General features: G+C 47.8%; 25 protein-coding genes and 1 pseudogene. 17 read left to right on the top strand and 9 right to left on the bottom strand.

Annotation, left to right across the window (positions count from 1 at the left end):
• Positions 1–35: 35 nt before the first annotated feature.
• From DWZ40_RS00670 to DWZ40_RS00630, 9 genes are all read left to right on the top strand, one after another.
• A complete protein-coding gene (locus tag DWZ40_RS00670; RefSeq protein WP_147354116.1) occupies positions 36–626 on the top strand; it encodes a hypothetical protein in 591 nt (196 codons plus the stop codon).
• A 111-nt stretch (positions 627–737) separates the two neighbouring features.
• Complete coding sequence (locus DWZ40_RS00665) at positions 738–935, top strand: helix-turn-helix transcriptional regulator (RefSeq protein ID WP_118540225.1); 198 nt, start codon at positions 738–740, stop codon at positions 933–935.
• 2 nt (positions 936–937) lie between these two features.
• Positions 938–1192, top strand: a complete 255-nt coding sequence (locus DWZ40_RS00660) for a hypothetical protein (protein WP_118540224.1) — start codon at positions 938–940, stop codon at positions 1190–1192.
• A gap of 190 nt (positions 1193–1382) precedes the next feature.
• Positions 1383–1787, top strand: a complete 405-nt coding sequence (gene tnpA, locus DWZ40_RS00655; RefSeq protein WP_118540223.1) for an IS200/IS605 family transposase — start codon at positions 1383–1385, stop codon at positions 1785–1787.
• An 18-nt stretch (positions 1788–1805) separates the two neighbouring features.
• Positions 1806–2909, top strand: a complete 1104-nt coding sequence (tnpB, locus tag DWZ40_RS00650; protein WP_118540222.1) for an IS200/IS605 family element RNA-guided endonuclease TnpB — start codon at positions 1806–1808, stop codon at positions 2907–2909.
• 136 nt (positions 2910–3045) lie between these two features.
• A complete protein-coding gene (gene bilS, locus DWZ40_RS00645; RefSeq protein WP_118540221.1) occupies positions 3046–3549 on the top strand; it encodes a flavodoxin family protein BilS in 504 nt (167 codons plus the stop codon).
• Positions 3550–3712: 163 nt separating this feature from the next.
• Positions 3713–4231, top strand: a complete 519-nt coding sequence (locus DWZ40_RS00640) for a peptidylprolyl isomerase (protein WP_118540220.1) — start codon at positions 3713–3715, stop codon at positions 4229–4231.
• An 18-nt stretch (positions 4232–4249) separates the two neighbouring features.
• Positions 4250–5062 (top strand): GNAT family N-acetyltransferase, encoded by an 813-nt coding sequence (locus DWZ40_RS00635; RefSeq protein WP_118540219.1) that lies wholly within the window; start codon positions 4250–4252, stop codon positions 5060–5062.
• A 63-nt stretch (positions 5063–5125) separates the two neighbouring features.
• Positions 5126–5605: an 8-oxo-dGTP diphosphatase gene (locus tag DWZ40_RS00630; protein WP_243024906.1), complete on the top strand. Its 480-nt coding sequence runs from the start codon at positions 5126–5128 to the stop codon at positions 5603–5605.
• Here DWZ40_RS00630 and DWZ40_RS00625 read toward each other — a convergent pair.
• Positions 5602–6513 (bottom strand): LysR family transcriptional regulator, encoded by a 912-nt coding sequence (locus tag DWZ40_RS00625; protein WP_118540218.1) that lies wholly within the window; start codon positions 6511–6513, stop codon positions 5602–5604. The two genes, DWZ40_RS00630 and DWZ40_RS00625, sit on opposite strands and share 4 nt — an antisense overlap.
• Before the next feature lie 251 nt (positions 6514–6764).
• On the opposite strand from DWZ40_RS00625, the gene DWZ40_RS00620 reads away from it, so the two are divergent.
• Together DWZ40_RS00620 and DWZ40_RS00615 are read left to right on the top strand one after the other, a co-directional pair.
• Positions 6765–7919 carry a PrpF domain-containing protein gene (locus DWZ40_RS00620; protein ID WP_118540217.1) on the top strand — a complete coding sequence of 385 codons (1155 nt, stop codon included), beginning with the start codon at positions 6765–6767 and terminating at the stop codon, positions 7917–7919.
• A 14-nt stretch (positions 7920–7933) separates the two neighbouring features.
• Positions 7934–9250, top strand: coding sequence for an SLC13 family permease (locus tag DWZ40_RS00615; protein WP_243035140.1), 1317 nt, complete (start codon positions 7934–7936; stop codon positions 9248–9250).
• A gap of 39 nt (positions 9251–9289) precedes the next feature.
• On the opposite strand, the gene DWZ40_RS00610 is transcribed toward DWZ40_RS00615, so the two are convergent.
• The 8 genes and pseudogenes from DWZ40_RS00610 to DWZ40_RS19940 form a co-directional block, all read right to left on the bottom strand.
• Positions 9290–10321, bottom strand: coding sequence for a succinylglutamate desuccinylase/aspartoacylase family protein (locus DWZ40_RS00610; protein WP_118540216.1), 1032 nt, complete (start codon positions 10319–10321; stop codon positions 9290–9292).
• Between the two features lie 32 nt (positions 10322–10353).
• Positions 10354–11184: a dipeptide/oligopeptide/nickel ABC transporter ATP-binding protein gene (locus DWZ40_RS00605; RefSeq protein WP_118540215.1), complete on the bottom strand. Its 831-nt coding sequence runs from the start codon at positions 11182–11184 to the stop codon at positions 10354–10356.
• The gene (locus tag DWZ40_RS00600) at positions 11178–12116 is read right to left on the bottom strand and encodes an ABC transporter ATP-binding protein (RefSeq protein WP_118540214.1); all 939 of its coding nucleotides are present in this window, start codon (positions 12114–12116) and stop codon (positions 11178–11180) included. The genes DWZ40_RS00605 and DWZ40_RS00600 overlap by 7 nt, the downstream gene beginning before the upstream one ends.
• Positions 12117–12119: 3 nt before the next feature.
• Positions 12120–12941, bottom strand: coding sequence for a nickel/cobalt ABC transporter permease (gene opp1C / locus DWZ40_RS00595; RefSeq protein ID WP_118540213.1), 822 nt, complete (start codon positions 12939–12941; stop codon positions 12120–12122).
• Positions 12942–12943: 2 nt separating this feature from the next.
• The gene (opp1B, locus tag DWZ40_RS00590) at positions 12944–13885 is read right to left on the bottom strand and encodes a nickel/cobalt ABC transporter permease (RefSeq protein ID WP_118540212.1); all 942 of its coding nucleotides are present in this window, start codon (positions 13883–13885) and stop codon (positions 12944–12946) included.
• Between the two features lie 127 nt (positions 13886–14012).
• Positions 14013–15638: a nickel ABC transporter substrate-binding protein gene (gene nikA / locus DWZ40_RS00585; protein WP_118540211.1), complete on the bottom strand. Its 1626-nt coding sequence runs from the start codon at positions 15636–15638 to the stop codon at positions 14013–14015.
• 202 nt (positions 15639–15840) lie between these two features.
• On the bottom strand, positions 15841–16743 hold the full coding sequence (locus DWZ40_RS00580) for a LysR family transcriptional regulator (protein WP_118540210.1): 903 nt from the start codon (positions 16741–16743) through the stop codon (positions 15841–15843).
• Between the two features lie 173 nt (positions 16744–16916).
• Positions 16917–17027 (bottom strand): annotated as a pseudogene (locus DWZ40_RS19940) (P-II family nitrogen regulator); the annotation flags it as partial.
• A 401-nt stretch (positions 17028–17428) separates the two neighbouring features.
• On the opposite strand from DWZ40_RS19940, the gene ispE reads away from it, so the two are divergent.
• The 6 genes from ispE to DWZ40_RS00545 all read left to right on the top strand — a co-directional run bounded on the left by ispE (position 17429) and on the right by DWZ40_RS00545 (position 25556).
• Positions 17429–18331, top strand: coding sequence for a 4-(cytidine 5'-diphospho)-2-C-methyl-D-erythritol kinase (gene ispE / locus DWZ40_RS00570; protein WP_118540208.1), 903 nt, complete (start codon positions 17429–17431; stop codon positions 18329–18331).
• Positions 18324–18998, top strand: a complete 675-nt coding sequence (locus DWZ40_RS00565) for a GntR family transcriptional regulator (protein ID WP_118540207.1) — start codon at positions 18324–18326, stop codon at positions 18996–18998. Before ispE ends, DWZ40_RS00565 begins: the two co-directional genes overlap by 8 nt.
• A gap of 60 nt (positions 18999–19058) precedes the next feature.
• Entirely contained in the window at positions 19059–20990 is a 1932-nt protein-coding gene (locus DWZ40_RS00560) for a PrpR N-terminal domain-containing protein (protein ID WP_118540206.1), read from the top strand.
• 166 nt (positions 20991–21156) lie between these two features.
• A complete protein-coding gene (gene yiaK, locus DWZ40_RS00555) occupies positions 21157–22170 on the top strand; it encodes a 3-dehydro-L-gulonate 2-dehydrogenase (protein WP_118540205.1) in 1014 nt (337 codons plus the stop codon).
• Positions 22171–22305: 135 nt separating this feature from the next.
• Positions 22306–24234, top strand: coding sequence for a PrpR N-terminal domain-containing protein (locus DWZ40_RS00550; protein WP_118540204.1), 1929 nt, complete (start codon positions 22306–22308; stop codon positions 24232–24234).
• A gap of 245 nt (positions 24235–24479) precedes the next feature.
• Positions 24480–25556 carry a tripartite tricarboxylate transporter substrate binding protein gene (locus tag DWZ40_RS00545; RefSeq protein ID WP_182431570.1) on the top strand — a complete coding sequence of 359 codons (1077 nt, stop codon included), beginning with the start codon at positions 24480–24482 and terminating at the stop codon, positions 25554–25556.
• Positions 25557–25632: the final 76 nt, after the last annotated feature.

Below are 25632 nucleotides of genomic sequence, written 5' to 3'. Positions count from 1 at the left end.
GAGGTGCTTCGAAAATGTAAAGTATTCTTGACATAATGACGCCTCTGATATATACTGTAGATGTAAGATATAGTTTACATATTGTTGGAAGGAGGTCGGTGTATATGTCAGATATTTTCGCATTTACGGCTGCATTTATCGCGGTTCAGGTATTTAAGATCATTATGTTTAAGAAGGATAAGGACTACAGTGGCTATGATGAGCGGCAGGAGCTGATCCGCGGGAGGGCATTTCGCTACGGCTTTTTGACATTGGCCGCACTGCTTGCGGCAGCGGTGCTGTGGGAGGAGTGCGTGGGTGCACTGCCGATCGAGTTTTCACTCCTCATGATGGCCTGCCTTATGGTGGGATGTCTGGTGGTCATCCTCTATGATATCTGGCAGGATGCGTACTGGGGTATCCGGCAGACATCGGGCTCGAACGCCGCGATCGTGCTCATGGTGGCGGTGATGGTGATGCAGTACCTGGGTTTCCGGGGACATGCCAATGCTGGCGACGTGATCGTCGATGGCGTCCTCACCTGGGATGGCGGCATCTATCTGCTGATCTTCGCGTTCTTCGCGCTGATCATCGTGAACCTGCTACTGAAAGCGTGGGTGGATAAACGGGGAGGTTCGGCGGAATGAAAAACCGGATGATGAAATTCTATATCGATATGCGAGAGAGACGCGGTGGGATGGAAAACGGGAAGATGAAATTCGCGAAAAACGGTGTCGATCGGTGGGAGGTCTGCTGAAATGAAGAACCTGAAGATGAAATCGGCACGGGCGGCGCTGGACCTGTCACAGCAGCAGCTGGCAGATCTCGTCGGCGTGTCGCGGCAGACCATCAACGCCATCGAAAAGGGCGATTATAACCCGACGATCCGACTCTGCATCGCAATCTGCAGGGCACTGAACCGAACATTGGATGACCTGTTCTGGGAGGAGGCGTGAAGGTGGCTTCAAAAGTGTTTGAAATAAAGGAAGAGACTCCTTATAAGGAGCTTACGCTGTATCCGGCGCAGGGAGAAGACCGGCCACTGATCGTTTTCAATGCGGTGCTGAAAACCGTGCAGGAAAATACGGAGGCGATCCTTCAGCACTATCAGGAGCTCGGCGTGGATGTGCGCTGGGAACTGAACCCCGGAAATCACTTCCGGGACGTGGCGATGCGAAGTGCAAAAGGCATCAAGGCGATACTGGAAGCGTGAAACAGGGATGAACGAGGCTCGGAATGCCTGGATGATGTCGAAAAATGAAGACGATCATGTAAGTGAACGAGGAGAAAGCATCCGATGAAGCAGAGGGATGCAGACATTGAAATAGGGCTACCGCAATCCCACTGGCTTTAGACGGTGGGTTAAGGTAGCCAAAAATCAGAAATTATTGCATACTCATGGCATGGGAACATGGAAATCTAAAAACAGACACAAATACCTATTACAATATCAAATTATTTTTGTCTGCAAATATAGAAAGAAATTACTGGTTTCGAGGCAGATATCAGATGATATAAAACAGTTTTCGGATGAGATATGTCAGAGACACAGTGTGATAATAAGACATATGGAAACAGACAAAGATCACATTCACTACATGATAGAGACAGAACCAACAATGTCTATTAGTAAGATTGTAAACCTGATGAAGAGCTATACAACATACCATATATGGAAAAGATATCCTCAATATTTACGAAAACAATTCTGGAAAGAACATACCTTTTGGACAGATGGATATTTTGCCTGTAGTGTAGGAAATGTATCGGAAGAAATGCTGAAAAGATATATAGAAAATCAAGGTTGAGAAAGAGGGTGACAGTGGATGTTAAAGGCATATAAATACAGAATATACCCTAATAATGAGCAGAAAATACAGATTGCAAAAACATTTGGCTGTTGCCGTTTTGTGTATAATCAGACCCTGGCATACCGGAAAGAAGTATATGAGAAAGAGAAAAAATCAGTTAGTAAAACCGACTGTAACAATTACTGCAACAGACAATTAAAGAAAGAATATGAATGGCTGAAAGAAGTGGATAAATTTGCTCTGACAAATGCGATTTACAACATGGATGTTGCATACCAGAAATTTTTTAAGGAACATGCAGGTTATCCGAAGTTTAAGAGTAAACACGATAATCATAAGTCATATACAACAAATTTTACGAATGGCAATATAACAGTAGATTTCGGGTGCAATAGAGTAAAACTGCCTAAATTAAAAGGTATAAAAGCAAAACTGCATAGAAATTTTAGTGGACAGATAAAATCGGTAACGATATCACAAGTTCCGAGTGGAAAATATTATGTATCAATTTTAGTGGAAACAGAACACACGGAACTGCCACATACAAATCAAAATACCGGAATAGATTTAGGTATTAAGGAGTTATGTATTACTTCTGATGGAAAAAAATACGAAAATCCCAAAATCATCAGAAAATACGAAAAGAAACTGGTGAAACTGCAAAGGCAGTTAGCCCATAAAGAGAAAAGAAGTCAAAATTACTACAAAACAAAGAAAAAGATAGCATTGTGCCATGAGAAAATAACAAATACCAGAAAAGATTATCTGCACAAGATGTCACATGAGATTATCAGCGAAAACCAAGTGATAGTTTCGGAAGATTTGCAGATAAAAAACATGGTAAAAAATCATCATTTGGCAAAGTCCATAAGTGATGTATCATGGCATGAGCTGACAAGACAGTTAGAATATAAGGCCAAGTGGAATGGCAGAAAATATGTCAAAATAGATACATTCTATGCCAGTAGTCAATTGTGTTCAGTTTGTGGATACCAAAATACAGAGACGAAAAATCTATCAGTAAGGGAATGGATATGTCCTGTCTGTGGAACAAATCATGACAGGGATATCAATGCAGCAAAGAATATACTGGAAGAAGGATTAAGACAAATAGCATAAAAATAACAATATAGGGCAGGGACTGCCCGAATTAACGCCTGTGGAGATAGTAGGTTACGAGGTCTGTAAAGCAGGAAGCCCATTGGCTTTAGACAATGGGTAGTTCACTGAAGAGAATGAAAGGAAGGACAGGACGATGAGCGAAGAGAGATATGCCATTATTTTCAGCAGTCGGACGGGCAACACGAGGAAGCTCGCGGATACGATTCGAGGGGCACTGCCGGACGCGCGGTGTGCGTACTTCGGGGAGGCGAAATCCGCAGATCCGGATGCAGAGATGATCTATGTGGGTTTCTGGACGGACAAGGGCACGGCGGATCAGGCATGCCTGGAGCTGCTGGGCAGGCTTCGGAACAAAAAGATTTTCCTGTTTGGCACCGCGGGCTTCGGCGGCAGTGAAGCATACTATCAGAAGATTCTAGCGAATGTCCGCACGGCCATTGACGCAAGTAACACGGTGGTTGGAGAGTACATGTGCCAGGGCAGGATGCCGCAGGCGGTGCGGGACCGCTATGTGAAGATGAAGGAGATGCCGGATGCGAAGCCGAATCTGGATGCGCTGATCGAGAACTTCGATCAGGCGCTTTCCCACCCGGATCAGGAGGATCTGGAAAGACTGCGGAGGATGATTACAGGGTGAAGGCCTCGTTCACCTGCCTGAACGGTAACTACCCGTGTATACAGAACGGAACATGACTCATGAGTTGGATATTTGCGTATTAGAGGAATTTATGATATAATATTCCCCATCTTAGCGTTTGCGTTGTGACACCAAACGTACTACACGAAGGGAGATTTGATCCATGAAAAATCCAGAGATTACCATTACTATGGAAGACGGCGGCGTGATCCGCGCAGAATTATATCCGGAGGTTGCTCCGAACACCGTAAAAAACTTTATCAGCCTGGCAGGAAAGGGCTACTATGATGGCCTTATTTTCCACAGAGTCATCAAAGGCTTCATGATCCAGGGCGGATGTCCGAACGGCAACGGCATGGGCGGCCCGGGTTACTCCATCAAGGGTGAGTTCAGCCAGAACGGTTTCCAGAATGATTTAAAGCATACTGCAGGCGTTCTTTCCATGGCACGTTCCATGATGCCGAACTCCGCAGGCTCCCAGTTCTTCATCATGCATAAAGACGCTCCGCACTTGGACGGTGCATATGCAGCATTCGGTATGGTCATTGACGGCATGGACGTGGTAAACAAGATTGCCGAGACTCGCACCGACTACAGCGACAGACCGCTCAAAGAGCAGAAGATCAAGAGCATGACCGTAGATACCTTCGGTGAAGTGTACGACGAGCCGGAGAAGTGCTGATTCAGAGGAAAAGAATATATGGTTCAGAACTATACAGTTTGGGTAGAAAAGAAAGCATATCCAGTTGTGGTTTCTGACGAACGAGAGGCTCTCCTTGCCGCGAAAGCAGCGGGGAGAGCTTTTGTTGGTCTGATTCATTTGGAGGAACATGGTGGAGGAAGTCAGAAGGAAGAACGGACGGAGAAAAGCCAGACATCAGAGCTTCGGCGAACAGAAAACCAGCCGGTCGAAAAGACAGCAGAGGGAAAGACAGCGAATGACATCTGGGATGCAGAGTATCTGGCAACGCCGGATGCCATCTGCCCGGAATATTTAGAACGCATTGTGCGCCGCCACATCAGCCTCCCCTGGATCATTGCCGAAACAGACCGTCTGCTTATCCGGGAATTTACCCCGGAAGATATTGGCGCTATGCCAAAGGAGCCGGATGCCTGGTTTACACAGGAAGAACGGGAAGCCGACCAGGTCTTTTACGATGAAGAGAAATTAAAGGCTTACATCAAAAGTCAGTACCGCTTTTATGAGTATGGGATCTGGGCACTGGTGCGAAAAACAGATGGCAGGATCATCGGAAAAGCCGGGTTATCCAATGCGAAGGAGCGGGAGGCTGTAAGAGCAAATGTGCCGGAAGAAGAGTTGGAACTCGGATACCACGTCTTTCAGCCCTACCGCCGCCAGGGCTATGCCGAAGAAGCATGCCGTGCGATCCTCGATTATGCAAAGAACGAACTGGATTGTCCGGTGTGTGCCTGCGTGGCAGGAGAAAATACGGCATCGGTCCGGCTGCTTCGGAAACTAAAGGTAACGTATTTTACTGTTTGTAATATGTGAACGGCAATAAAAGAATTCCCAGTTTGGAAAATAATCTGCTATGATCTGCGGAGGTATGAAAAAGTGAAGAGCTCATTGAGTACGCTATGTTATATTGAAAAAGACGGACAGTATCTGATGCTGCACCGCACTGTGAAGAAAAATGATGTAAATAAGGACAAATGGATTGGAGTCGGAGGTCATTTTGAGGCAGATGAAAGCCCGGAGGAATGTCTGCTCCGTGAAGTCTGGGAGGAGACCGGTTATACGCTGACTTCCTGGAAATACCGTGCCATTGTGACCTTTGTCTCCGGGAATGGCGTGACAGAATATATGTCACTTTTTACGGCAGATGCCTTTACCGGCGAACCGATCGCATGCAATGAGGGCGAACTGGTATGGGTCAATAAGGAAGACGTAGTAACGTTAAACATCTGGGAGGGAGATAAGATCTTCTTCCGACTTCTGAATGAACGCACGGATTTCTTCTCCCTCAAGCTTGTCTATGATGGTCACGATAAGCTGGTATCGGCTTCTCTGGATGGCAGGGAAATGGAGCTTTAGGTGAAATCTTTTACAATTTTAATATATTCCTGCGCATGGTACGGCAGATAACTGCCGCGCCGGTAGGCTGCCACAAAATCAACGGTGGTGCAGGTTTCCGGGCCAACGGAAAAGCAGGCAATGTCAGGCGGCGGCTGGATGTGCTTTAAATGGGTTTCGGTCACAAACCCGCAGCCGTAGCCTTTTGCTACCAGCTGGACCTTTGCGGCGATGTTGCTGGTCTGCAGCTTTATGATCGGGGTGATCCCGGCCGCTTTAAAAAGTTGGTCTACTGTCTGCTGGGTCCGCTGTCCCGGAGTCTGGAACAGGAATGGCTCGTCTTTTAAATATTTAAGATCCATCCACGGGTATTTGCAGTCCGGCTTTTGTACGCCCATTTCCGCAAGCGGGTGATGATGCGGCAAGATCAGGAGCAGTTCCTCGTGGCTGATGATCTCGTAGTCAATATCCGGGCTTTTTACAGGCAGATTGAAAAATGCGAGATCAGCCTCTGCGTTTAACAGCATATCTTCCAGTAAATAGGAATGCGACTCCAGAATTTCCAGCCGTACATTGGGATATAAGGAATTGAAAATCGGCAGGGTACAGGGAAGCATGTAAGTGCCGCGCATGGTCGGAAAGGCAATCTTTAAGGAGCCGTAATGGTTCTTTACGATGTCGTTCATTTCCTGGTCCAGCTCTTTTTTCAGGTTCAGGATCTCGGCCGCTTTTTCTACATAGCGTTCCCCGGCATAGGTGAGAACAAAACGGTGCCCCAGCTTCCGGAACAGCTTTTGTCCAAGCTCAGCCTCCAGGTTCTGGAGAAATTTTGTAAGTGTCGGCTGGGTTACATATAAAGAATTCGCAGCCTTGGTAATATTCTGATATCTGGCGATCGCCAGGACATAAGATAAGTCTCTAAAATCCATAAAAATCCCCCAAAAATTATTTAACATGGTCATAGAATCGCGTTTTCGGTTTTGCAATCTGTTTAGGAACTGCTTGCGATCCGATATGCATATCATACCATGAACTATAGATGCGTGGAATAGTTTGAATGAAAATTATGAATTTGTATTACAGTTGGCCTCATGCTATGATAAAACCATAAAACGGTACCGGTTAAAAAGACCGGCGGCATGGCCAGCCGCCTTCACACACAGGTGATGGAGGAAACGAAATGCAGAATCAGAACGAACAGGTATATAAGCTCCCGGTGACGATCATGCGGGGAGGTACCAGCAAAGGAATTTACATATTGGAATCCGATCTCCCAAAAGATAAGGAAGCGTGGGATGAAATCCTGCTTCGTCTCATGGGAAGTCCGGATGCCAAACAGATCGATGGGCTTGGCGGTTCCCAGTCAGTAACAAGCAAGGTTGCGATCGTAAAGCGCTCACAGAGAGCAGATGCAGATGTGGATTATACCTTTGCACAGGTATCGGTTGATAAGCCGATCGTCAGCTACAAAGGAAATTGCGGAAATATTTCTTCCGGTGTTGGCCCGTTTGCATTGGAAAAAGGTCTGGTCACACCGAAAGAGAACGAGACTACCGTGCGGATCTACAACACCAATACGGGAAAAATCATTGCGGCAGATGTGAAGACCTCGGATGAAGGCGTGAATTATACAGGTGATTTTCAGATTGCCGGAGTCCCGGGAACGGCATCACCGATCCGCCTGAAATTTATAAATCCAGCCGGAACATTAGGAAAGGGTCTGCTTCCAACCGGAAATGCAGTGGATATGCTGACTGTGCCGGACTTCGGCGAGGTGGAGGTTTCCATTGTTGATGCGGCAAATCCGCTTGTTTTTGTAAAAGCAAAGGATCTGGGGCTGACCGGAAAAGAAAATCCGGATGAATTAAATGCGGATGCAGCGAAGCTGGAGCTTCTGGAAACGGTGCGGGGACTTGCGGCAGTGAAGCTTGGCCTGATCGATGATTATAAGAAATCAGCATGGGAAACACCTGGTATTCCGAAGATGACCTTTGTGGCAGAGTCGGATACTTACGAAACTGCAGATGGAACAACAATCCGGAAAGAAGAAATTGACCTGCTTTCCCGGATGATGTCGATGCAGAAAACACATCCGAGTTATGCGATGACCGGAGCCATGTGCACGGCGGCAGCAGCAGTTGTGCCGGGAAGCGTGGTAGCGCAGGTCTTAAATCCGGACACCGATACCCAGTTTATCCGCATTGGACATCCGGGCGGAGTACTGGAATGTGGAGTGGATTACCGGCCAGAGGAGAAGGAGCCGGTTATTGAAGATACATTTGGATTCCGCACTGCCAACCTGTTAATGGAAGGCGTTGCATCAGTCAGAAGATAATGGGGGGATATACTATGGAAATGATTCGGGCAATCTTACCGCAGCTTTCTCTGCTGGTATTAATTATGGTAATCGCAGTTGGATTTGTAAAGAAAATCAATATCGGATTCTTTTCCATCGGAGCCGCCTTTTTGCTGGCGCTTCTGGGAATGGCAGTGGAGCTGCAGATCAAATCCGGCGATACCATGCGGCTGTTAAAAGCCAGTGACGTGGCAAAAGGCTTTTCCAGTTCTATGTTTGTGACGCTGGTTGGTGTTACCTTCCTGTTTGGCATGGCGTCCCAGAACGGAACGCTGGATTTGTTTTCGAAAAAGATCGTAGCGTTGGTCGGCAAACGGACGTATCTGATCCCGGTTCTGATGTTTTTCCTGTCCGCGTTTATCTCTGCGATCGGTCCGGGTCACATCGCAGCAGGAATCCTGATGACAACCTTTGCCGTATACCTGGCACTGGAACTGGATATCAACCCGATGGCAACGGCACTGTACGCAAAGCTTGGTGCCAATGCGGGCTGTGCATCTCCGCTGTCCCTGACGGGCATTCTGGCAAAGGAACTGTCCGAGCCGCTTGGGTACACAGGCTTTTCCCTGCACCTGTTTGTCAGCACCCTGCTTTCCGGCTTTGTGTTTACCCTGATCGTCTATGTGCTTTATAAAGGCTACAAAGTAAAAGCAGACAATCCGCTGAAGCTTTCTGAAATTGAGAAATTCAACGGAAAACAGCGCATCACTATGGCAGCTATTGTCATTATGGTTATCTGCTGCATCGGCTTTAAGCTGGATACCGGTCTTTTTGCGTTTGTCATGGCAGCGGTTCTGATTCTGCTTGGATGTGCTGATGAGAAGAAAGCCATCAAGAGCATCCCGTGGGGCACCCTGATCATGATCTGCGGTGTAGGTGTACTGGTCAACATGATCAGTCTCTTAGGCGGCATTGACCTGATTTCCGACACGCTGGCTTCCTTCATGACCGAGCATACCGCAACTCCGATCATGGCAGCCACCTCCGGAATCCTGTCCTGGGTAAGCTCCACCACCGCTGTGGTGATGCCAACCCTGTACCCGATCTCCGCGGAAATCTGCCAGCGCTTCGCCGGAGTGAATTATGTAGAACTGGTCGCAGCGATCACTGCAACCTCCTTCGCAGCAGCCATCAGCCCGCTTTCTACCGGAGGTGCCATCATCATGTCCTCCTACTCCGCAGCCCGTGAGACCACCACCGAGGAAATGAACAAAATGTTCTACACCCTGTTCCTGCTTTCCGTAGCCAATGTATGTGTCAACGTGGTTATGGCAGCAGTCGGAGTATTTGGACTGGGCGGACTCTTTTAAATCCAATATGGTTACTGTTCACGCATGCGTGCCCAGCAACTAAATATGCTCCAATCTTCCGAATGCGACCAGCGGATCCTCGGATTTTACACCGAGACTTAAGGTGAAATAGAGGATGACACCGTCAAACGGGGCAATGCAGCGAAAGATTTCTTTGCCGGAAACATCGTTCAGAGTGCCAAGCAGGGCACCTTTTGGAACGGTTTTTCCGGCTTTTTTCATGGCAGGATACCAGAAACCGTCGGAAGGCGCCTCTGCATAAAGTGCATCGCGGATTTCGGTTTGTTCAGAATGTGCTTCTGCAGAACGTGAGTCGTTGATTTCAGTTGGTCTTGAAAACGCTTTTGTACGAAGCGATGTCTGCTCTTGCTGGTTATCGGTTGCTTGTGTGACAGGAAGCATCCCGAGATGCTCCATCATCTCATATACATTATGTTTGCATGCAGCAACTTCCTCTGTGCTCCACAGCCCGCGCTCTCCGCGCTCTACCAGCAGGGCCGGGATCCCGCATTGTGCGGCCCAGCTGTAGAGACCGTTTTTTGAGGTGGAAGCAACCCGGTAAGGAACCGAGAGGGCGGCTGCGGCCAGAGCAGATTGCGTTGCAAGCTTTTCCGGCACTGCTGTGGGGAAGAAAATCAGCGGAGTCAGTGCTTCGTTGACATCTCCACCGTGCAGATCCATCAGAAAATCTGCCTCCGGGTACAGGGTTTCTTCCAGCACCTTCGCGAGCTGGCTGGAAAAGGTCTCTTCTTTACTTCCGGGAAACATCCGGTTTAGATTCTGGCCGTCGGCTGGAATGATCTGTTTTGCACCGTGGTAGAAGCCTTCCGGGTTTACCAGAGGCAGAAGGATCATGCGCCCGGAAAGATTGTCAGGTTCTAATTCGTTTCCAAGGCTGCGGAGTGCTTCGATGCCGACGTATTCGCAGCCATGTACTCCGGCGGTAACCACCAGCGTTTTTCCGGGTTGGCTGCCGCAGATCACGGTCATTTGGATGGGATAGGGGCTGGTGACAGGCAGCAGAAGTGTTTGTTTTATTCCGGTGCCGGCTTTTAAGTCAGACAGTCTCATAGATATAAGATCTCCTTTTGCTACATTTATCATTACTCAAATTCAATGATAGAGCTCAAAAGTTTTTGCGCATACGCATCCTTTGTTTCCGCAATGCAGGATACCGGAATGTGCTCTGTGACATGACCATGATAAAGAAACAGCACATCATCACAGAGATAGGTCACGGAAGTCAGATCGTGTGTGATGAAAATATAGGTCAGGCCAAGCTTTTCTTTCAGGTCGCGCAGCAGGTCCATGATCTGTACCTGGGTGTGCGCATCGAGAGAAGAAATTGCCTCGTCAAACAGAATGATTTCCGGCTGGCAGGCCACCGCCCGCGCAATGCAGACACGCTGCAGCTGTCCCCCGGAGAGTTCATGCGGGTAGCGGTCCGCATAGGAGGCATTGAGACCGACAAGCTCTAAAAGATGGCTGGTTTCTTCCTGCCGGTTCCATTTTGCCGGAGTGCCAGGCTGTGCGGTATTCGTGATGCCTGCAATGCCGCCGTTGTTTTTCTGGTTCCGTTCCCTTGCTGCAAGTCCTTCTGCAATGATCTCTTTTACCCGGAACCGTGGATTGGCGGAGGTCGTGTAGTCCTGGAAGACGACGCTTAAGCGTTTCTGGAGATTCTTGCGTCCACTCCGGGAAGCATAGACAGAGGTGCCGTGGATCCGTACTTCTCCGCGGTCTGGTTTTAACAGCCCGCAGATCACACGGCCCAGGGTGGATTTTCCGCTTCCGGATTCGCCCAAGATGCCGAGGCAGGTCCCCTGTGGAACGCGCAGGGATACATCAAAGAGAATCTGGTCACGGCTGGTGCCGAAGAGTTTTTCCTGGCGTTCACTGCGGAAGCTGACACAGATATCGTTTAATTCTAGCATGCGGCATTCTCCTTTCTATTCAAAATCTGGCTTTCGTCCAGAAACTGTTTCTCATTCAGAAGTCCTTTTTCATTCAAAACCTGGCTTCTATTCAGGATCTGGTTTTGGCTCAAAATTGGGTCTCCGTGCAAAACCTGGCGGTAGCGGTGCATCACGGCAGAACGTTTTTCTACCAGCATCCGGGTGTATGGATCGTTGGCATGCATGAGAATGTGTTCGAAGGTCCCGCTGTCCACGATATGTCCGCTGTTCATGACCAGAACGCGGTCAGCCACTTTTGAGATCGCACCCAGGTCATGCGTGATAAACAGCATGGCGGTGTGTTTTTCTTTTTTGATCCGGACAAATTCCTCTAAAATCTCGTACTGGGTGATCGCATCGATGGCGGTGGTAGGCTCGTCGGCGATCAGAAGTTCCGGCTCTAAGGCCATGGCGATGCCGATCATGATACGCTGCAGCATACCTCCGGAGAGCTGGTGCGGATATTTTTCCAGTACTTCCTCCCCGTTTCGGATCCGCATCTGCGCCAGGATTTCCAGAGAGTGGGAGCGGATTTCCTGTGCGCTCCATGTGGTATGGGTGGCGAAGGTCTCTGCCATCTGGCTTCCGATGCGGTAGAGCGGGTCAAAGCAGGTCATGGGATTTTGCAGCACCATGGTGATGCGGCTGCCGCGCAGACGGCGCAGCTCTTCTTTGGATTCCCGCAAAAGATCCTGCCCGTCGAAGATGGCACGGCCGGAAATCTGGAAATTTTTGTCCAGCAGACCGAGCACAGACTTTACGGTCATGCTTTTTCCGCTTCCAGATTCTCCGAGAATGCCCAGACATTCGCCGGGATGGACTTCAAAGCTTACCTCTTCCACCAGCTTTTTGGAACTTTTACGCTGGGTGAGTGTTACATTTAAATTTTCAACCTTTAAGATCGCAGACATGGATTACAGCACCTCCTTTGGATCCAGCACATCGCGGATGGCATCGCCCATCAGGTTAAAGGCAGATACCAGAATGACAATGGCGATACCCGGCACCAGCATCTGCGCCGGATTGCTGGTCAGGACATTTTTCGCTTCACTGAGCATGGCACCCCATTCCGGGGTAGGAGCCTGGACACCGAGTCCCAGAAAGGACAGGGTAGAAATGTTGATGATGGCCCAGCCGACATCGAGGGAAGAAAGCACAGCCAGGTCAGCCGCGATGGAAGGGACCAGATGCCGGAAGAGGATGAAACGTTCCGGTGTGCCGATGCAGCGGGAAAACTGGACAAAGTTCCGGTCGCGGTACTGCATGACACCGGTGCGGATCATGCGGGCGTACCAGGCCCACTTGATGAAGACATTGGCCAGGATCACGTTCTGCACGTTGATGCCAAGGAGTGCCACAACGGCAAATACCATGATCTGGCTCGGAAAGGAAAGCATTACATCAACCACGCGCATGATCAGCTCCTCCGTGATCCCGCGGAAATATCCGGCTAAAAGTCCCATCAGGGCGCCCAGGCCGATGGTGCCAAGCATGGTAAGGACAGCCAGACCCAGCGTCGGCCGGATGCCGTAGATCATGCGGGAGAGAATGCAGCGTCCCAGATTGTCCGTTCCAAGCGGATATTCCCTGCTGAAGTGCGCAAATTTGTTGAGAATGTTGGTGGCATATGGGTCGTGCGGGGCAATGACCGGGGCAAAAATTCCGATGAGGGCCACGATCAGAACCAGGCTGACCGTACCGACGGCCGTTTTATTATGAAGAAAACGATGAAGCATGATTAGTGACTCTCCTTTCTCATACGTGGATCTGACACTGTCTGAAGGATATCGAACAGCAGATTAAATACAACGAATAAAACACCGATCAAAAGCACATAGGTCTGGATGACCGGGTAATCGCGGTTGAAAATAGAACTGATGCAAAGCGTTCCAAGTCCCGGCCATGCAAACACGTTTTCCACGACAATGGTTCCGGAGATCAGCTGCGGGATGCTCATACCGATGGCGACGATGCAGGTGTGCATGGAGTTTTTCAGGATATGTTTTACCAGGATGGATTTCTGTGGAAGTCCGCGCACATTGGCGTAGAGTACATAATCCTGTTTCATGTTTTCCAGCATGTTGTTGCGGATCAGACGGATGTAGGTGGAAATATAGCTTAACGATACGGTGAAAGCGGGGAGAATCAGATGTTTCAGGGTCCCGTTTCCGCTGGTCGGCAGAAGATCCAGCTTAATGGAAACCAGCCACATCAAGAGTAGTCCAACCCAGTAAGCAGGCATAGCGGTAGTCATAAAGACGATGCCGCGCATGATCCGGTCAAACCAGCCATCTTTGTATACGGCACAAAGAAAGCCAATCGGCAGGCTTAAGAGAATCACCATGACCAGGGACGCTCCGGCAAGCTGCAGGGTGGCAGGCATGCAGCGGAGCAGTTCTCCGGCAACGGTACGGGTCGGATTGACGTAGCTGATGCCGAAATTGCCGCGCAGGCAGTCAAGCACCCAGGTGAAGTAGCGCACCAGATAAGGTTTGTCGAGACCCAGTTCTGCGCGGACCTCGGCAATGGCCTCCTCTGTGATGATCGGGACCTGGCGGACACGCAGGGCAACCTCCGCCGGATCAGACGGGATCAGGTTGATAAATACAAAGCATACAAACGATATAATAAGAAGAAGCGGGATCGCAGACAGGATCCGTTTCATGATATATGGTTTCAAGATAATACCTCCAATGGAATAACAGATAAGTCAGTCTCGAAGACACAACATGCAATGCAAGGAAAGCCGCCTCAAAGGAGACGGCTTCCTGTATAGGTTTCGCTGATTTGAAGCTTTTTCATCCGCCTTAGAAGGAGAAATCCTGGAACGGAACCTCGTACTGGGTCTGGGTGAAGTGGAAGCCTTTCATATCGGAGCGGTAGATTGCCTTGTTGCATTCGTAGGTCAGCGGGATGTAGACTGCATCTTCATGCAGATGGGTCAGCACGTAGGTGTAAAGCTCCTGACGCCGTGCCTCATCGGTTGTGATGAGGATTTCGGTAATGGCAGAGTCAATCTCAGCCTTATCCTCAAGACCAAGCTGTGCTGCATAGTCACCGTATACCGGGGCGCGCATTGCCGCAAGGGAAGACTGCGGATCGTACGGGGTACCCCAGCAGATGTTGAACACCATGTCAAAGTTACCGGCCTTCATGTTATCGCGGTAAGACTGTTCCTCCTCGCCGTGGATATTTAAGGAAACACCGATAGTCTGGTATTCGCTCTGCAGATATTCGGCAATGGATTTTTCAGTTACACTGTCGCTGTTGTAGAGCAGGTCAATGTTTAACTGCTTGCCGTCTTTTTCACGGACATTGCCGGAACCCATTTTCCAGCCAGCATCATCGAGAATCTGTCCGGCAAGGGTTAAGTCGTAGGCATACGGCTCCAGATCGATGTTGCAGTATGGGACTGTGGTGGAAAATAAGGTATCAGCCGGTTTTTCCAGACCGTAAAAGATACCGTCAGAGATATTCTGCTTGTTGGTCGCATGCTGAAGGGCAATGCGGACTTCCTTCTCGGAGAGAATGTCAGAGGTGGTATTCAGGACGATCTGTCTGGTAGAGGTCGGATCAGAGAGCTCCACGGTGAATTTGTCGCTGTCTAAATACTGATTGATTGCATCTGCATCGATCATATTCTTTCCGAAGATCATATCGATCTCACCTTTTTCCAGTGCCAGGATACGGGTCTGGTTATCCGGGATGACCTTTACGGTAATGGTTTTGATCGCCGGCTGCTCGCCCCAGTAGGTCGGGTTTGCCTTGAATACGGCATACTCGTCGGTCACGAACTCATCCAGCACATACGGACCGGTACCGATGTAAGCCTCCACGCCGTCCTTGGTGCTTCCGTCTTTCATGGCTTTCGGAGAGATCATGGCGAACGGTCTGGTAACGCCGAGTTCGGTTAAGAGCGGATAATACGGCTCAGACAGTTCGATCACAAAAGTATTTTCATCCGGAGCGCTTACGCCGACTAACAGATGCATCATCTCCAGCCAGGTGTGGCGGTCTTTATTCTCCAGGATTGCATCGAAGTTTGCCTTGATCGCGTACGCGTCACATTTCTCACCATCGGAGAAGGTGACACCCGGGCGGATGTGGAAGGTGTATACCTTACCATCCTCGCTGACATCCCAGCTTTCTGCCAGGCAGCCTTCAAAGCCATCGGCGGTGATGTTGACAAGACCCTCGTAGAGCATTTCCTGTGCGTACATCTCGCCGGCATATAAATGCGGGTTTAAATCGCGGATATCGCGGTAGTTTACAAAGACCAGGTCTTCTTTTTTTGTATCAGCAGTTCCCGTTGTCTCTGCGGAAGAATCCGCAGCAGTGGTGGATGCAGAGTCAGACGCGGATGAACCGCAGCCGCTTAATACGGCGGTGCCTAAGAGACCTGCAAGAAGCAGAGTGCCCCATCTTTTTTTCATAATCAGTTTCCTCCTGTGTAAAAAAATAAGTAATTGCCTTGGCACTGTTTGGTATAGGATAACAGCAACACAAACAACTAGGTTTCGATTGGTCCGGCTTATGCGGACGTCTGGAAGTATAACACAGGTTAGCGGTTGCTTACTACTGATGAATTTGGAGGGGCTTAGTTATTCTAAATTGTTATAACCAGAAGAAATTTTGTTAGAGGATCGCCTGAAAATTACGGATAAACCACTTCGCAGCTTCACTTAAGCTTCCTTCCTCCGGGCAGATGTAGCCGATCAGCAGAAACGGCTCGCAGTTGTTGATCTGAAGCTGCTGCACGTCGTACTGCTTGTACTGGTCATGGAGAAAATTGATGCCGAGACTGCAGACATCGGTGTTCATCAACAGGTTGATGGTCAGGTGGTCACTGTTGGTATAGACAGAATAATGAAGCTGTTCCGTGCTGATCGCTCCCAGGCTGACATGGCTTAAATGGTGCTCGACCGAGAAAAAGTCACGGACACCGCGCACAAAAGAAAGGCTGGAGAGCTCCTGAAAATCAATGCTTTCATCGTGGTAGCGCGGATGATGTGGACCAACATAGACACAGGCTTCTTTCACATCCAGGGGGATAAATTTCAGCTTTTTGTGGGAAAGGATATGCTGGAACTGGTGCAGCTGTTTCTGCGCGATATAGACAATGCCAATCTCAGAAAGCCCCTGTGCTACCCGGTTGCTGATTTCTTCCACCGTTCCTTCAGAGTGTTCCACAATATAGGAACTCCCCATTTCTTTATAAAAATCGGTGAGAAGGCGCGAAATCATATTGCTGGGATACGTGGCAAGACTGAATTTTTTTCCCTGGTTGTGGTCGCTCAGGGAATCGATCAGGCTGACATTGTGAAGAATATTCTGGGCATATTCCCGCACAGCTTCCCCGTATGGGGTGATGCGGATCCCGCGGCTGCTGCGCTCAAAAAGCGAGCGCCCCAGTTCCTTTTCCAGAGAGCTGATCACCTTGCTGACATTGGGTTGGGTGGTGTAGAGACATTCCGCGGCCTGGTTAAAACTGCCTTTCTCACAGGTAATCATAAAATATTCCAACTGTCGTAGTTCCATAAAAACCTCCCTATGTGGTGCGCGTGCAGATTGGTGTATTAAATAAAAGTAAGCACATGCTAACCACTATAGCAGAAAAAAAGAAGGGAGACAACCGCCAGACGGTGGTGTCTCCCTGAAAATAACTCATATTGAGAAAAAAACTCATTTATTATACGATTTCTATTTGTCAATCCGGAACCCATAATATTACTGATCATAAGACCATGGGCGCCGCAGCTGTCCAGAATACCTTTTAAGTCTTCCAGTTTTTCGGGTTTGATGATGATTTCCAGCTTTTTCATACAAAACCAGCCTCCTTCACTGTAATGGGGATTTTTATATTTATTTCCGATATACAAAAAGGGGCGCTCCAGTCACTGACCGGAACGCCCTTGTTCTTGCACTTGCGATATACGAAATAAATATGTGCTTTATTATAGCAAAGTTTTTTGAAAGTCAATGACATTTTTTGGAGGGATTTTTGAACTGTTTTGTCAAAAAGTGACAAAAGCGAAAAGAATAGCAAAATACCTTGCAGATTTCGTGCATCCGCACTATAATATACTGTATACAATGTAACAGATAAATACAATCAGCAAAAGAAGTCGTCCGGATCGTCGAAATTCACTTACCAGACACGCGAGCGGATCGTGAACAGTCGCAAAATTTGGTGTGACGGGCAGCTTTCAAACGGAGAAAAGCTATGATAAAGCATTTAAGTCTCAAGGCATACGGCAAGATTAATCTTGGCCTTGACGTACTTCGCAGGCGGGAAGATGGTTATCATGATGTACGCATGATCATGCAGACAGTCGGCATTTTTGACCGGGTGGATCTGGTCTGGAAAGAAGAACCGGGAATCCAGGTCGAAACAAACCTCTATTATCTGCCAGTAAATGAAAATAATCTGGTTTATAAGGCGGCAAAGCTTCTGATGGATGAATTTCAGGTTCAGAATGGTCTTCTGATCCGCTTGAAAAAATTCATTCCGGTGGCAGCCGGTATGGCAGGCGGAAGCAGTGACGCAGCCGCGGTGTTGTTCGGCGTAAACAAAATGTTCCGTTTGGGGCTGACAACAAAACAGCTGATGGAACGTGGCGTAAAGATCGGGGCAGATGTTCCTTATTGTATTTTGCGTGGAACTGCTCTTTCCGAAGGAATTGGCGAGGTACTGACAAAGCTTCCTCCGGTTCCACAGTGTCAGGTCCTGGTGGCAAAGCCGGGGATCAATGTATCCACAAAATTTGTATATGAAAATCTGCATGCCAATGACCTGCGTCCGGAACAACATCCGGATATCGATGGAATGATCCAGGCAATTGAACATCAGGATCTGATGGGGATTGCCGGAAAACTGGGAAATGTTCTGGAAACGGTTACTGTGAAGGAATACCCGGTCATTCAGGAAATCAAAGATAAGATGCTGGAATATGGCGCGATCGGTTCCTTGATGAGCGGAAGCGGACCAACGGTATTTGGACTGTTCACAAATCCGAAGGCGGCGCAGGATGCTTATGAAGAATTACGTTTTGGAAAATCCGCGGAACTGGCAAAACAGGTGTATTTGACGAATTTTTACAATCAGAAGGAGAAAAATCATGGATAACAAGCTGAAAGTTAATATGAATGAATATCTGCCGCTGCGCGATGTCGTATTCAATACGTTGCGTCAGGCAATCTTAAAAGGTGAACTGGAGCCAGGCGAGCGCCTGATGGAGATTCAGCTTGCAGACCGTCTGGGCGTCAGCCGTACCCCGATCCGTGAAGCAATCCGGAAACTGGAACTGGAAGGACTGGTTCTCATGATTCCGCGTAAAGGTGCTGAGGTTGCAAAAATTTCCGAAAAGAGTCTGCGCGATGTGCTGGAAGTTCGCCGTTCCTTAGAAGAACTGGCAATCGAACTGGCATGCCAGCGCATGACCGAGGATGATATCAAAGAACTGGAAGAGGCACAGGAGGCATTCCGCAGCGCCATCCAGAGCGCAGACGCCATGACCATCGCAGAGACGGATGAGCATTATCACGACATCATTTACAATGGAACCGGCAATAACCGTCTGGTCCAGATCCTGAATAATCTGCGCGAGCAGATGTACCGTTACCGCCTGGAGTACATCAAAGATGCAGACAAACGCCAGATCCTGGTTGTGGAGCATGATTATATCTTAAAAGCCATCCGTTCCAGACATGTGGCAGAGGCGAAGAAAGCCATCCGTGAGCACATCGACAATCAGGAGATCACGGTTTCCAGAAATATCAAAGAGCAGCAGTAAACAAATCTGTGCCGCCCGCCGTTTTGGCGTGGCGGCATATTTTGAAAATGAGGTAAACGTGTGGGAAAGATAGCACTTCTGGTGTCCAGGGAGGAGATGATCCACCAGGCCCATAACATTCTGCAGGAAAAAAAATTTGAAATCCAGGAAATGCGGGTGATCCATACCGAAAATACGGTTATGGAGGCGCGCCGTTCCATTGCCGATGGGGCAACTATTATCATTGCCCGCGGACTTCAGGCATCCATTATCAAACAGTATACGGACACACCGGTTGTTGAGATCGTTCTGACTGCGCAGGAGATGGCGCTTCTTGTCATGCGCGCCAAGCAGATCGCCGGGAAGGAAAAACCGGTTGTTGCAGTGGTAGGGTTCCGCAATATGTTCTGTGATATGGCCTATTTCGACGAACTTTACAATATTGAATTGAAAACCTACTTTGCAGATCAGGGAGCTGAACTTCCGGTAGCGGTGCGCAAAGCAATTTCCGATGGCGCAGATGTCGTGATCGGTGGTGATACGGCGGTTTCCATTGCAACGGAAGCCGGGGTTCCATCCCTCTTTTTGTCCATGACCGAGGATTCCATGCGTCAGGCATTTTCCACAGCGGAAAACATGGAATATGCCATGAATGTGGAAAAGAAAACCGCAGCACAGCTGGAAACGCTGTTAGACTATTCCTACAGCGGCGTCATCCGTCTGGATGGAAGCGGGATCATTACTGCGGTAAACCCGCTCATGGAAGATATGATCGGAAAAACAGAAGCAGAGTTAAAAGGTCAGGATATTCGCAAAGCAGCACCGATGATCGGGGAAGAGGCATGGAACCGGGTATTTCAGGAAGGAGAAGACTATTCGCTGTTCTTTGAGTGGAACCAGACTCCGATCTTCGCAGTACTTGCCCCGGTCTTATATGAGTCCCGTGTAGACGGAGCCATTGTTACCTGCCACAAAATGAAAAAGAAGACGGTAACACCGGAAAAATCCCGCAGCAGTCAGAAGCGGGACAACAGCCGCGTTTTGCCGCCACTGGTTCAGTTCGAAGATATTTTGCAGAAGTCAAAAGCCATGCAGGAGTGTATCCGCAAGGCAAACCTGTATGCACTGTCTGAACATCCGGTGGTGCTGATCGGAGAACCTGGGACAGAAAAACGCATGCTTGCAGAAAGTATCCATAACAGCAGTGTCCGCGCACAGGGACCATTTCTGGATGTACCGTGCGAAGGTCTTTCCGGGGAGGAACAGAAAAATATGATCTTCGGAAACCGCGGCGCGGTGCTCCAGGTACAGGGAGGAACGCTTTTGCTTCGAGACGTGGAAGAACTGACAGCGGCAAACCAGTACCGTCTCTATCAGCTGATCCGTTTTCGCGTTTGTCATGGCGCAGATATCGGAAGCCTGCGGAAGGTCGATGTGCGTGTCATGGTGACGATCGGCTGTCCGCTTTCTGAACTGATGGAAGAAGGAAAAATCAGTCCGGATCTTTATTATTTGTTATCTGGACTGGAACTGTTTGTCCCACCGCTCCGGGAACGCAAAGAGGATCTGCTCGAAAAGATTGAAGACACACTCCATGATTGTTGTGAGCATTATTCCCGATACCATGTACTGACAAAAGGTGCCATGGAGATTCTGCTGAATTATCCCTGGAGAGGAAATCTGTTCCAGATCGAGAGCTTTTGTGAGCGCCTGATCCTGATGGCAGGAAAGCGTTCGATTGATGAGATCGCGGTGCGAAAACTGTTGGAAGAACTTTACCCGGAACGATCAGTTGGACAGGAGAATAAAACAAAACAGGGAACCGGACTGCAGGAAGCAATGCAGCAGGAAACCGTGCAGAGCCTTCCGGATGAGGCGGTCAAAATAAAAGAACTGCTGCACAAATTCAGTGGGAGCAGGGAGAAAACCGCACAGGCACTTGGCATCAGTAAGGCAACGCTGTGGAGACATATGAAGAAGTATGGAATAGCAGGTGAAAAAAGACTGCAATAAAATATTTCAAATTTTCATAATATGAAAGAATAAATGAAATCAAATGCTCTATGTATAAGAAAATCAATGGAGTTTGTGGATTCTGTTTCTTGTTATTTTCTTTATTTATCGATAGAATCTAAAAACAGTGATGACAGAATGCTACAAAATCTGGGAGGTTGATACAATGCGGGTAGCGTTTGATGAAGTGAAAAATACAATAAAACAAGCATTATTAAATCTTGGAGTAACGGAAACAGAAGCAGAAATCTGTGCACAGATTCACACAGAATCCAGTGCTGACGGGGTAGAAAGTCATGGATTAAACCGTATCCCACGTTTTGCAGATTATGTAAAAAAAGGATGGATCAATTTATCTGGAAAACCGGAACTTGTCGGTGCTAAAGGCGCTGTGGAAAATTATGATGGACATATGGGGATTGGTATTACGAACGCAATCTTTTGTGCAGATCGAGCCGTGGAATTGGCAAAGGAACATGGCATCGGTTGTGTTGCGCTGAAAAACACGACTCACTGGATGCGAGGCGGTACTTATGCATGGCGTATGGCGGAAGAAGGTTATATGGGAATCAGCTGGATCAACACGGAAAGCTGTATGCCGCTCTGGGGCAGCGATGAGCAAAGTGTTGGAAATAACCCGTTTTGCCTTGCGATTCCACGGGAAGCCGGTCCGATTGTTTTGGACATGGCGATGAGTCAGTATGCATATGGAAAACTTGGTGTATACAGGCTTGCTGGTAAACAGCTTCCATATCCGGGTGGTTTTGATGAAAATGGTAATTTGACAACGGATCCAGGTGCTATCGAGAAAACCCGCAGAATTCTTCCGACCGGTTACTGGAAGGGCAGCAGCATGGCGATTGCACTTGACATGGCGGCAGCACTTATGGCAAATGGTATGAGTGGTTCTGACATGGATGAGTATGGAAAAGGCAGTTGTGGTGGCAGTTGTCAGATCTTTATTGCTTATGATCCATATCTGTTTGGAAGCAAAGAAGAAATTCAGGATATGCTGAATCACCGTGTTGCCGCTGCAGACGCTGCTCACCCGGTTACCGAGGGCGGGCATGTAACCTGCCCCGGTGAGCGGACTTTAGCAACCCGTGCAAAGAGTATGCGGGAAGGTGTTCATGTAGATGATTCCGTCTGGGCGCAGGTTCAGAAGCTGGCTGCAGTTTAAAATGCGTTAGAAATAAAATAGGTATTATTTTGATTTAGGTATACTGTAAATGAAAACAGTATGCCTTTTTCGTTTCTTGCATAGCTGAAAAGAGAACGTTATAATGAGCGAAGGACGCTTGAAAAGGAGAAATATATGGGAAAAATAGCACTGTTTTTACCAAAAGAAGAAATGTTGTATCAGGCACATAATCTGTTGCAGGACTATGATCTTGAGGTGGAAGAAGTAAAAATAACGAATCCCGGTATGGTTTTGGATGAGGCAAAAAAAGTAGCGGAACATGGGGTGTCCATTATCATTACACGAGGAATGCAGGCTTCTCTGTTAAAACAGTATACTTCCATACCGATTGTCGAAATTACGATGACAGCTCAGGAAATGGCACTTTTGGTAGTTAAGGCAAAGCGTATCATTGGGAAAGAAATTCCAAGGATTGGTTTGGTTGGTTTTCGTAATATGTTTAGTGATATGTCTCATTTTAATGAATTGTACGAGGTGGATTTTCGGCCGTACCTTGTGGATAACAGTGACGAAATCCCCGGGCTAGTGCAAAGGGCAGTCAATGAACAGTGCGATCTGGTGATTGGCGGGGAGTCGGTTTTAAAAATTACAGAGCAGCTTCAGGTGAAATCTCTGTACCTGTCTTCTACGGAAGAATCGTTGCATCAGGCATTGGAAATGGCAAAGCGAATGGACTATGCCATAAGTGTGGAAAAACGTTCGGTAGCCCAATTGGAGACGCTGATTGATTATTCCGATAATGGGATTATTCAGATCGATGGAAATGGGATGATTGTGTCATCAAATGCGATGATGGAAGGCTTAATTCAGAAGCAGGAGAAAGAAATTACCGGAAAACTGATTTATGATATTTTCCCGGAAATCAAAAAAGAGGCAATGCTTGAAATCCTTGCTGCGGGAAAAGATTATTCCTTTCAAGCTGAACGGAATAATACGCAGCTGTTTACTATGGTTGCCCCGATCGTAGTAGATGGAAGTGTGGACGGTGCAATTGTGACTTGTCATAGGATGAGAAGACCACAGATGGAGCGGACGGAACAGGAGACAAATGCAGATAGAAAAAAATATGCGCCGGTGATGGCACAGTTTTCTGATATCATCCAGTATTCGGAAGTTATGCAGGAATGTGTCCAAATGGCTAAGCTGTTTGCGTATTCAGAACAGCCGGTTGTTTTAAGAGGAGAGCCGGGAACTGAAAGACGAATCATTGCCGAAAGTATTCATAACAGCAGTCAGCGAAAGACGGGACCATTTCTGGATATTCCATGCGAGGGTTTGGATGATACAGAACAGTGGAATGTTATTTTTGGAGAAAATGGAGCAGTTCAGCAGGCACAGGGAGGCACCCTGCTCTTGCAGGATGCAGATCAGCTTTCTTTTCCGAACCAGTATCGACTGTATCAATTGATCCGTTTTCATGTTTACTATGGTGCGAAAATGGGAACCCTGCGAAAACGGGATGTCCGCGTGATCGCAACAGTCAGTCAGCCACTGCATGAGTTGGTAAAATCCGGTAAAATGAGAAAAGATCTGTTTTACTTGCTTTCTGGTCTGGAACTTGAGATTCCACCGCTGAGAGAAAGAAAAGAAGACCTTCGTTATAAAATTACCCAGGCATTTCAAAAGAGCTGTGATCATTATTCTCATTATCACATTTTAACAGAGGGAGCCAAAATTGTGCTGCAGCGTTACTCATGGCCGGGAAATCTTTTTCAGATTGAAAGTTTCATGGATCGGCTTGTGCTGACAGCGAAAAAACGTGTATTTGATGAAGTTGCAATTGTATCGCTTCTCAAAAATCTGTATCCGGATGAGACTGGAGAGACCATGGGGGAGATTTCGGAAAATTCAATCTATGCACAGCTGCTGCAGACTGGAGAGAAGGAAGAAACGTATACTGCGTTGGTTCATTCTGAAGAATCAGACAAGATACAGGAAACTCTCCGGCTTTTCTGTGGAAACCGTGAAAAAACAGCGGAGGCGCTTGGAATCAGCAAGGTTACCTTATGGAGACGCATGAAAAAATATGGGATTGAAGTTTAGATGGAAACTGAAATGAAAACGGAAATGTAATATAACTTATCATGCGTGAAATGAATTTTTACGGCAGTGAAATAAAAATTGAAAACATAGATAAGGTGAATAACAAGAAATCAGGTTTTTCGTATCTTTGCCGATTGTTTTGACAAAACCGCAACAGTATAATGGCACGTGTAAGGGAAAAAGAACAGAAATCGCAAAAAAAGATATCTGTTTTTGCAGAAATTATACTAATGGAGGTTAATGTTATGAAGAAGAAAATCGCAAGCGTAGTACTTGGAACAGCGATGGCAGCATCCATGCTGGCTGGCTGTGGTTCTTCCCAGAAAGCAGCAGAGACCACTGCAGCACCGGCAGCAGAGAGCACCGAGGCAGCAGCAGAGACCAAAGCTGAGGAAGCTTCTGAGGCAGGATCTGAGGCAGCAGCATCCGACTATGAATTCAAAGATACCATCACCCTGATCTGCCCGGTTAAGGCAGGCGGTGATACCGATAGAAACACCCGTCTTCTTGCTCAGTACATGCAGAAATATGCAGGCGTTAACGTTGTTGTTAAGAACGTAGACGGCGGTGCAACCGTAATGGGCATGCAGGAGTGCTTAGACGCAAAACCAGACGGAAATACCCTGGTTGTAAACGGAACCGATATGTTCGTACCGTATATGCAGGGCAGCTCCGAGATCAACATCGACAGTTTCAAGACCGTTGCAATCCCGTTAATCGATAACACCACCGTACTTGCAGTAAACAAGAACTCCGGCTGGAATACCCTTGAGGATTTACTGAAAGCATCGCAGGCAGCTCCGGACAGCATTGAGTATGGCGGAAAGATCGGTGCTTCCAACCAGATCTGCGGCATCGCTATGAACAAAGAGTGGAATGCAGGCCTGAAGTTTGTAGATGTTGGAAACAACGCAGCAAAGATGACCGCATTGCTTGGTGAGCAGACAGATGTAATCAACATTTCTTATGCACTGGCAACTGATTACTTCAGCACTGGTGAGTTTATTCCGCTGTGTCTGTTGGGTGCAGAGAAAAATGAACTGCTTCCGGATGTTCCAATGGCATCGGACTACGGTCTGGCAGATATCGACTTCAGTAAGTTCTTCTGGGTGGGTACTGGTCCTGAAGTTCCGGACGAGACCGTAGATGCACTTGCTGATGTAATTGAAAAGGTTTGTGAAGATCCTGAATTTGTTTCTACCGTAGAAGGCTATTATTTGAACGTAGACTTTATGAGAGGCAAAGAAGCACAGGATTTTGCAAATAGTATGTATGAGAATGGACTTCTTCCGTACAAGGATGCGTTCCTGGCTCAGCAGTAATCCATAAAAATGGCGGAGGGACGATAGAAGCGATATTGTCTCTCCTGTTTTTTATTATATATTGCGGCAGTGCCAC

Origin of the sequence: Clostridium sp. AF32-12BH, from assembly GCF_003477935.1 — a bacterium.
In the GTDB taxonomy this organism is placed as follows: Bacteria; Bacillota; Clostridia; order Lachnospirales; family Lachnospiraceae; genus Brotaphodocola.
This window is presented reverse-complemented; position numbering and strand designations above follow the sequence as displayed.

Coding starts and splice junctions, on each gene's coding strand:
- opp1C (WP_118540213.1), bottom strand. CDS start 12,941: ATGCTTCATCGTTTTCTTCATAATAAAACGGCCGTCGGTACGGTCAGC.
- DWZ40_RS00640 (WP_118540220.1), top strand. CDS start 3,713: ATGAAAAATCCAGAGATTACCATTACTATGGAAGACGGCGGCGTGATC.
- DWZ40_RS00550 (WP_118540204.1), top strand. CDS start 22,306: ATGGGAAAAATAGCACTGTTTTTACCAAAAGAAGAAATGTTGTATCAG.
- DWZ40_RS00600 (WP_118540214.1), bottom strand. CDS start 12,116: ATGTCTGCGATCTTAAAGGTTGAAAATTTAAATGTAACACTCACCCAG.
- yiaK (WP_118540205.1), top strand. CDS start 21,157: ATGCGGGTAGCGTTTGATGAAGTGAAAAATACAATAAAACAAGCATTA.
- DWZ40_RS00670 (WP_147354116.1), top strand. CDS start 36: ATGACGCCTCTGATATATACTGTAGATGTAAGATATAGTTTACATATT.
- DWZ40_RS00610 (WP_118540216.1), bottom strand. CDS start 10,321: ATGAGACTGTCTGACTTAAAAGCCGGCACCGGAATAAAACAAACACTT.
- tnpA (WP_118540223.1), top strand. CDS start 1,383: ATGGGAACATGGAAATCTAAAAACAGACACAAATACCTATTACAATAT.
- bilS (WP_118540221.1), top strand. CDS start 3,046: ATGAGCGAAGAGAGATATGCCATTATTTTCAGCAGTCGGACGGGCAAC.
- DWZ40_RS00665 (WP_118540225.1), top strand. CDS start 738: ATGAAGAACCTGAAGATGAAATCGGCACGGGCGGCGCTGGACCTGTCA.
- DWZ40_RS00545 (WP_182431570.1), top strand. CDS start 24,480: ATGAAGAAGAAAATCGCAAGCGTAGTACTTGGAACAGCGATGGCAGCA.
- DWZ40_RS00625 (WP_118540218.1), bottom strand. CDS start 6,513: ATGGATTTTAGAGACTTATCTTATGTCCTGGCGATCGCCAGATATCAG.
- nikA (WP_118540211.1), bottom strand. CDS start 15,638: ATGAAAAAAAGATGGGGCACTCTGCTTCTTGCAGGTCTCTTAGGCACC.
- tnpB (WP_118540222.1), top strand. CDS start 1,806: ATGTTAAAGGCATATAAATACAGAATATACCCTAATAATGAGCAGAAA.
- DWZ40_RS00635 (WP_118540219.1), top strand. CDS start 4,250: ATGGTTCAGAACTATACAGTTTGGGTAGAAAAGAAAGCATATCCAGTT.
- DWZ40_RS00565 (WP_118540207.1), top strand. CDS start 18,324: ATGGATAACAAGCTGAAAGTTAATATGAATGAATATCTGCCGCTGCGC.
- DWZ40_RS00580 (WP_118540210.1), bottom strand. CDS start 16,743: ATGGAACTACGACAGTTGGAATATTTTATGATTACCTGTGAGAAAGGC.
- DWZ40_RS00620 (WP_118540217.1), top strand. CDS start 6,765: ATGCAGAATCAGAACGAACAGGTATATAAGCTCCCGGTGACGATCATG.
- DWZ40_RS00615 (WP_243035140.1), top strand. CDS start 7,934: ATGGAAATGATTCGGGCAATCTTACCGCAGCTTTCTCTGCTGGTATTA.
- ispE (WP_118540208.1), top strand. CDS start 17,429: ATGATAAAGCATTTAAGTCTCAAGGCATACGGCAAGATTAATCTTGGC.
- DWZ40_RS00605 (WP_118540215.1), bottom strand. CDS start 11,184: ATGCTAGAATTAAACGATATCTGTGTCAGCTTCCGCAGTGAACGCCAG.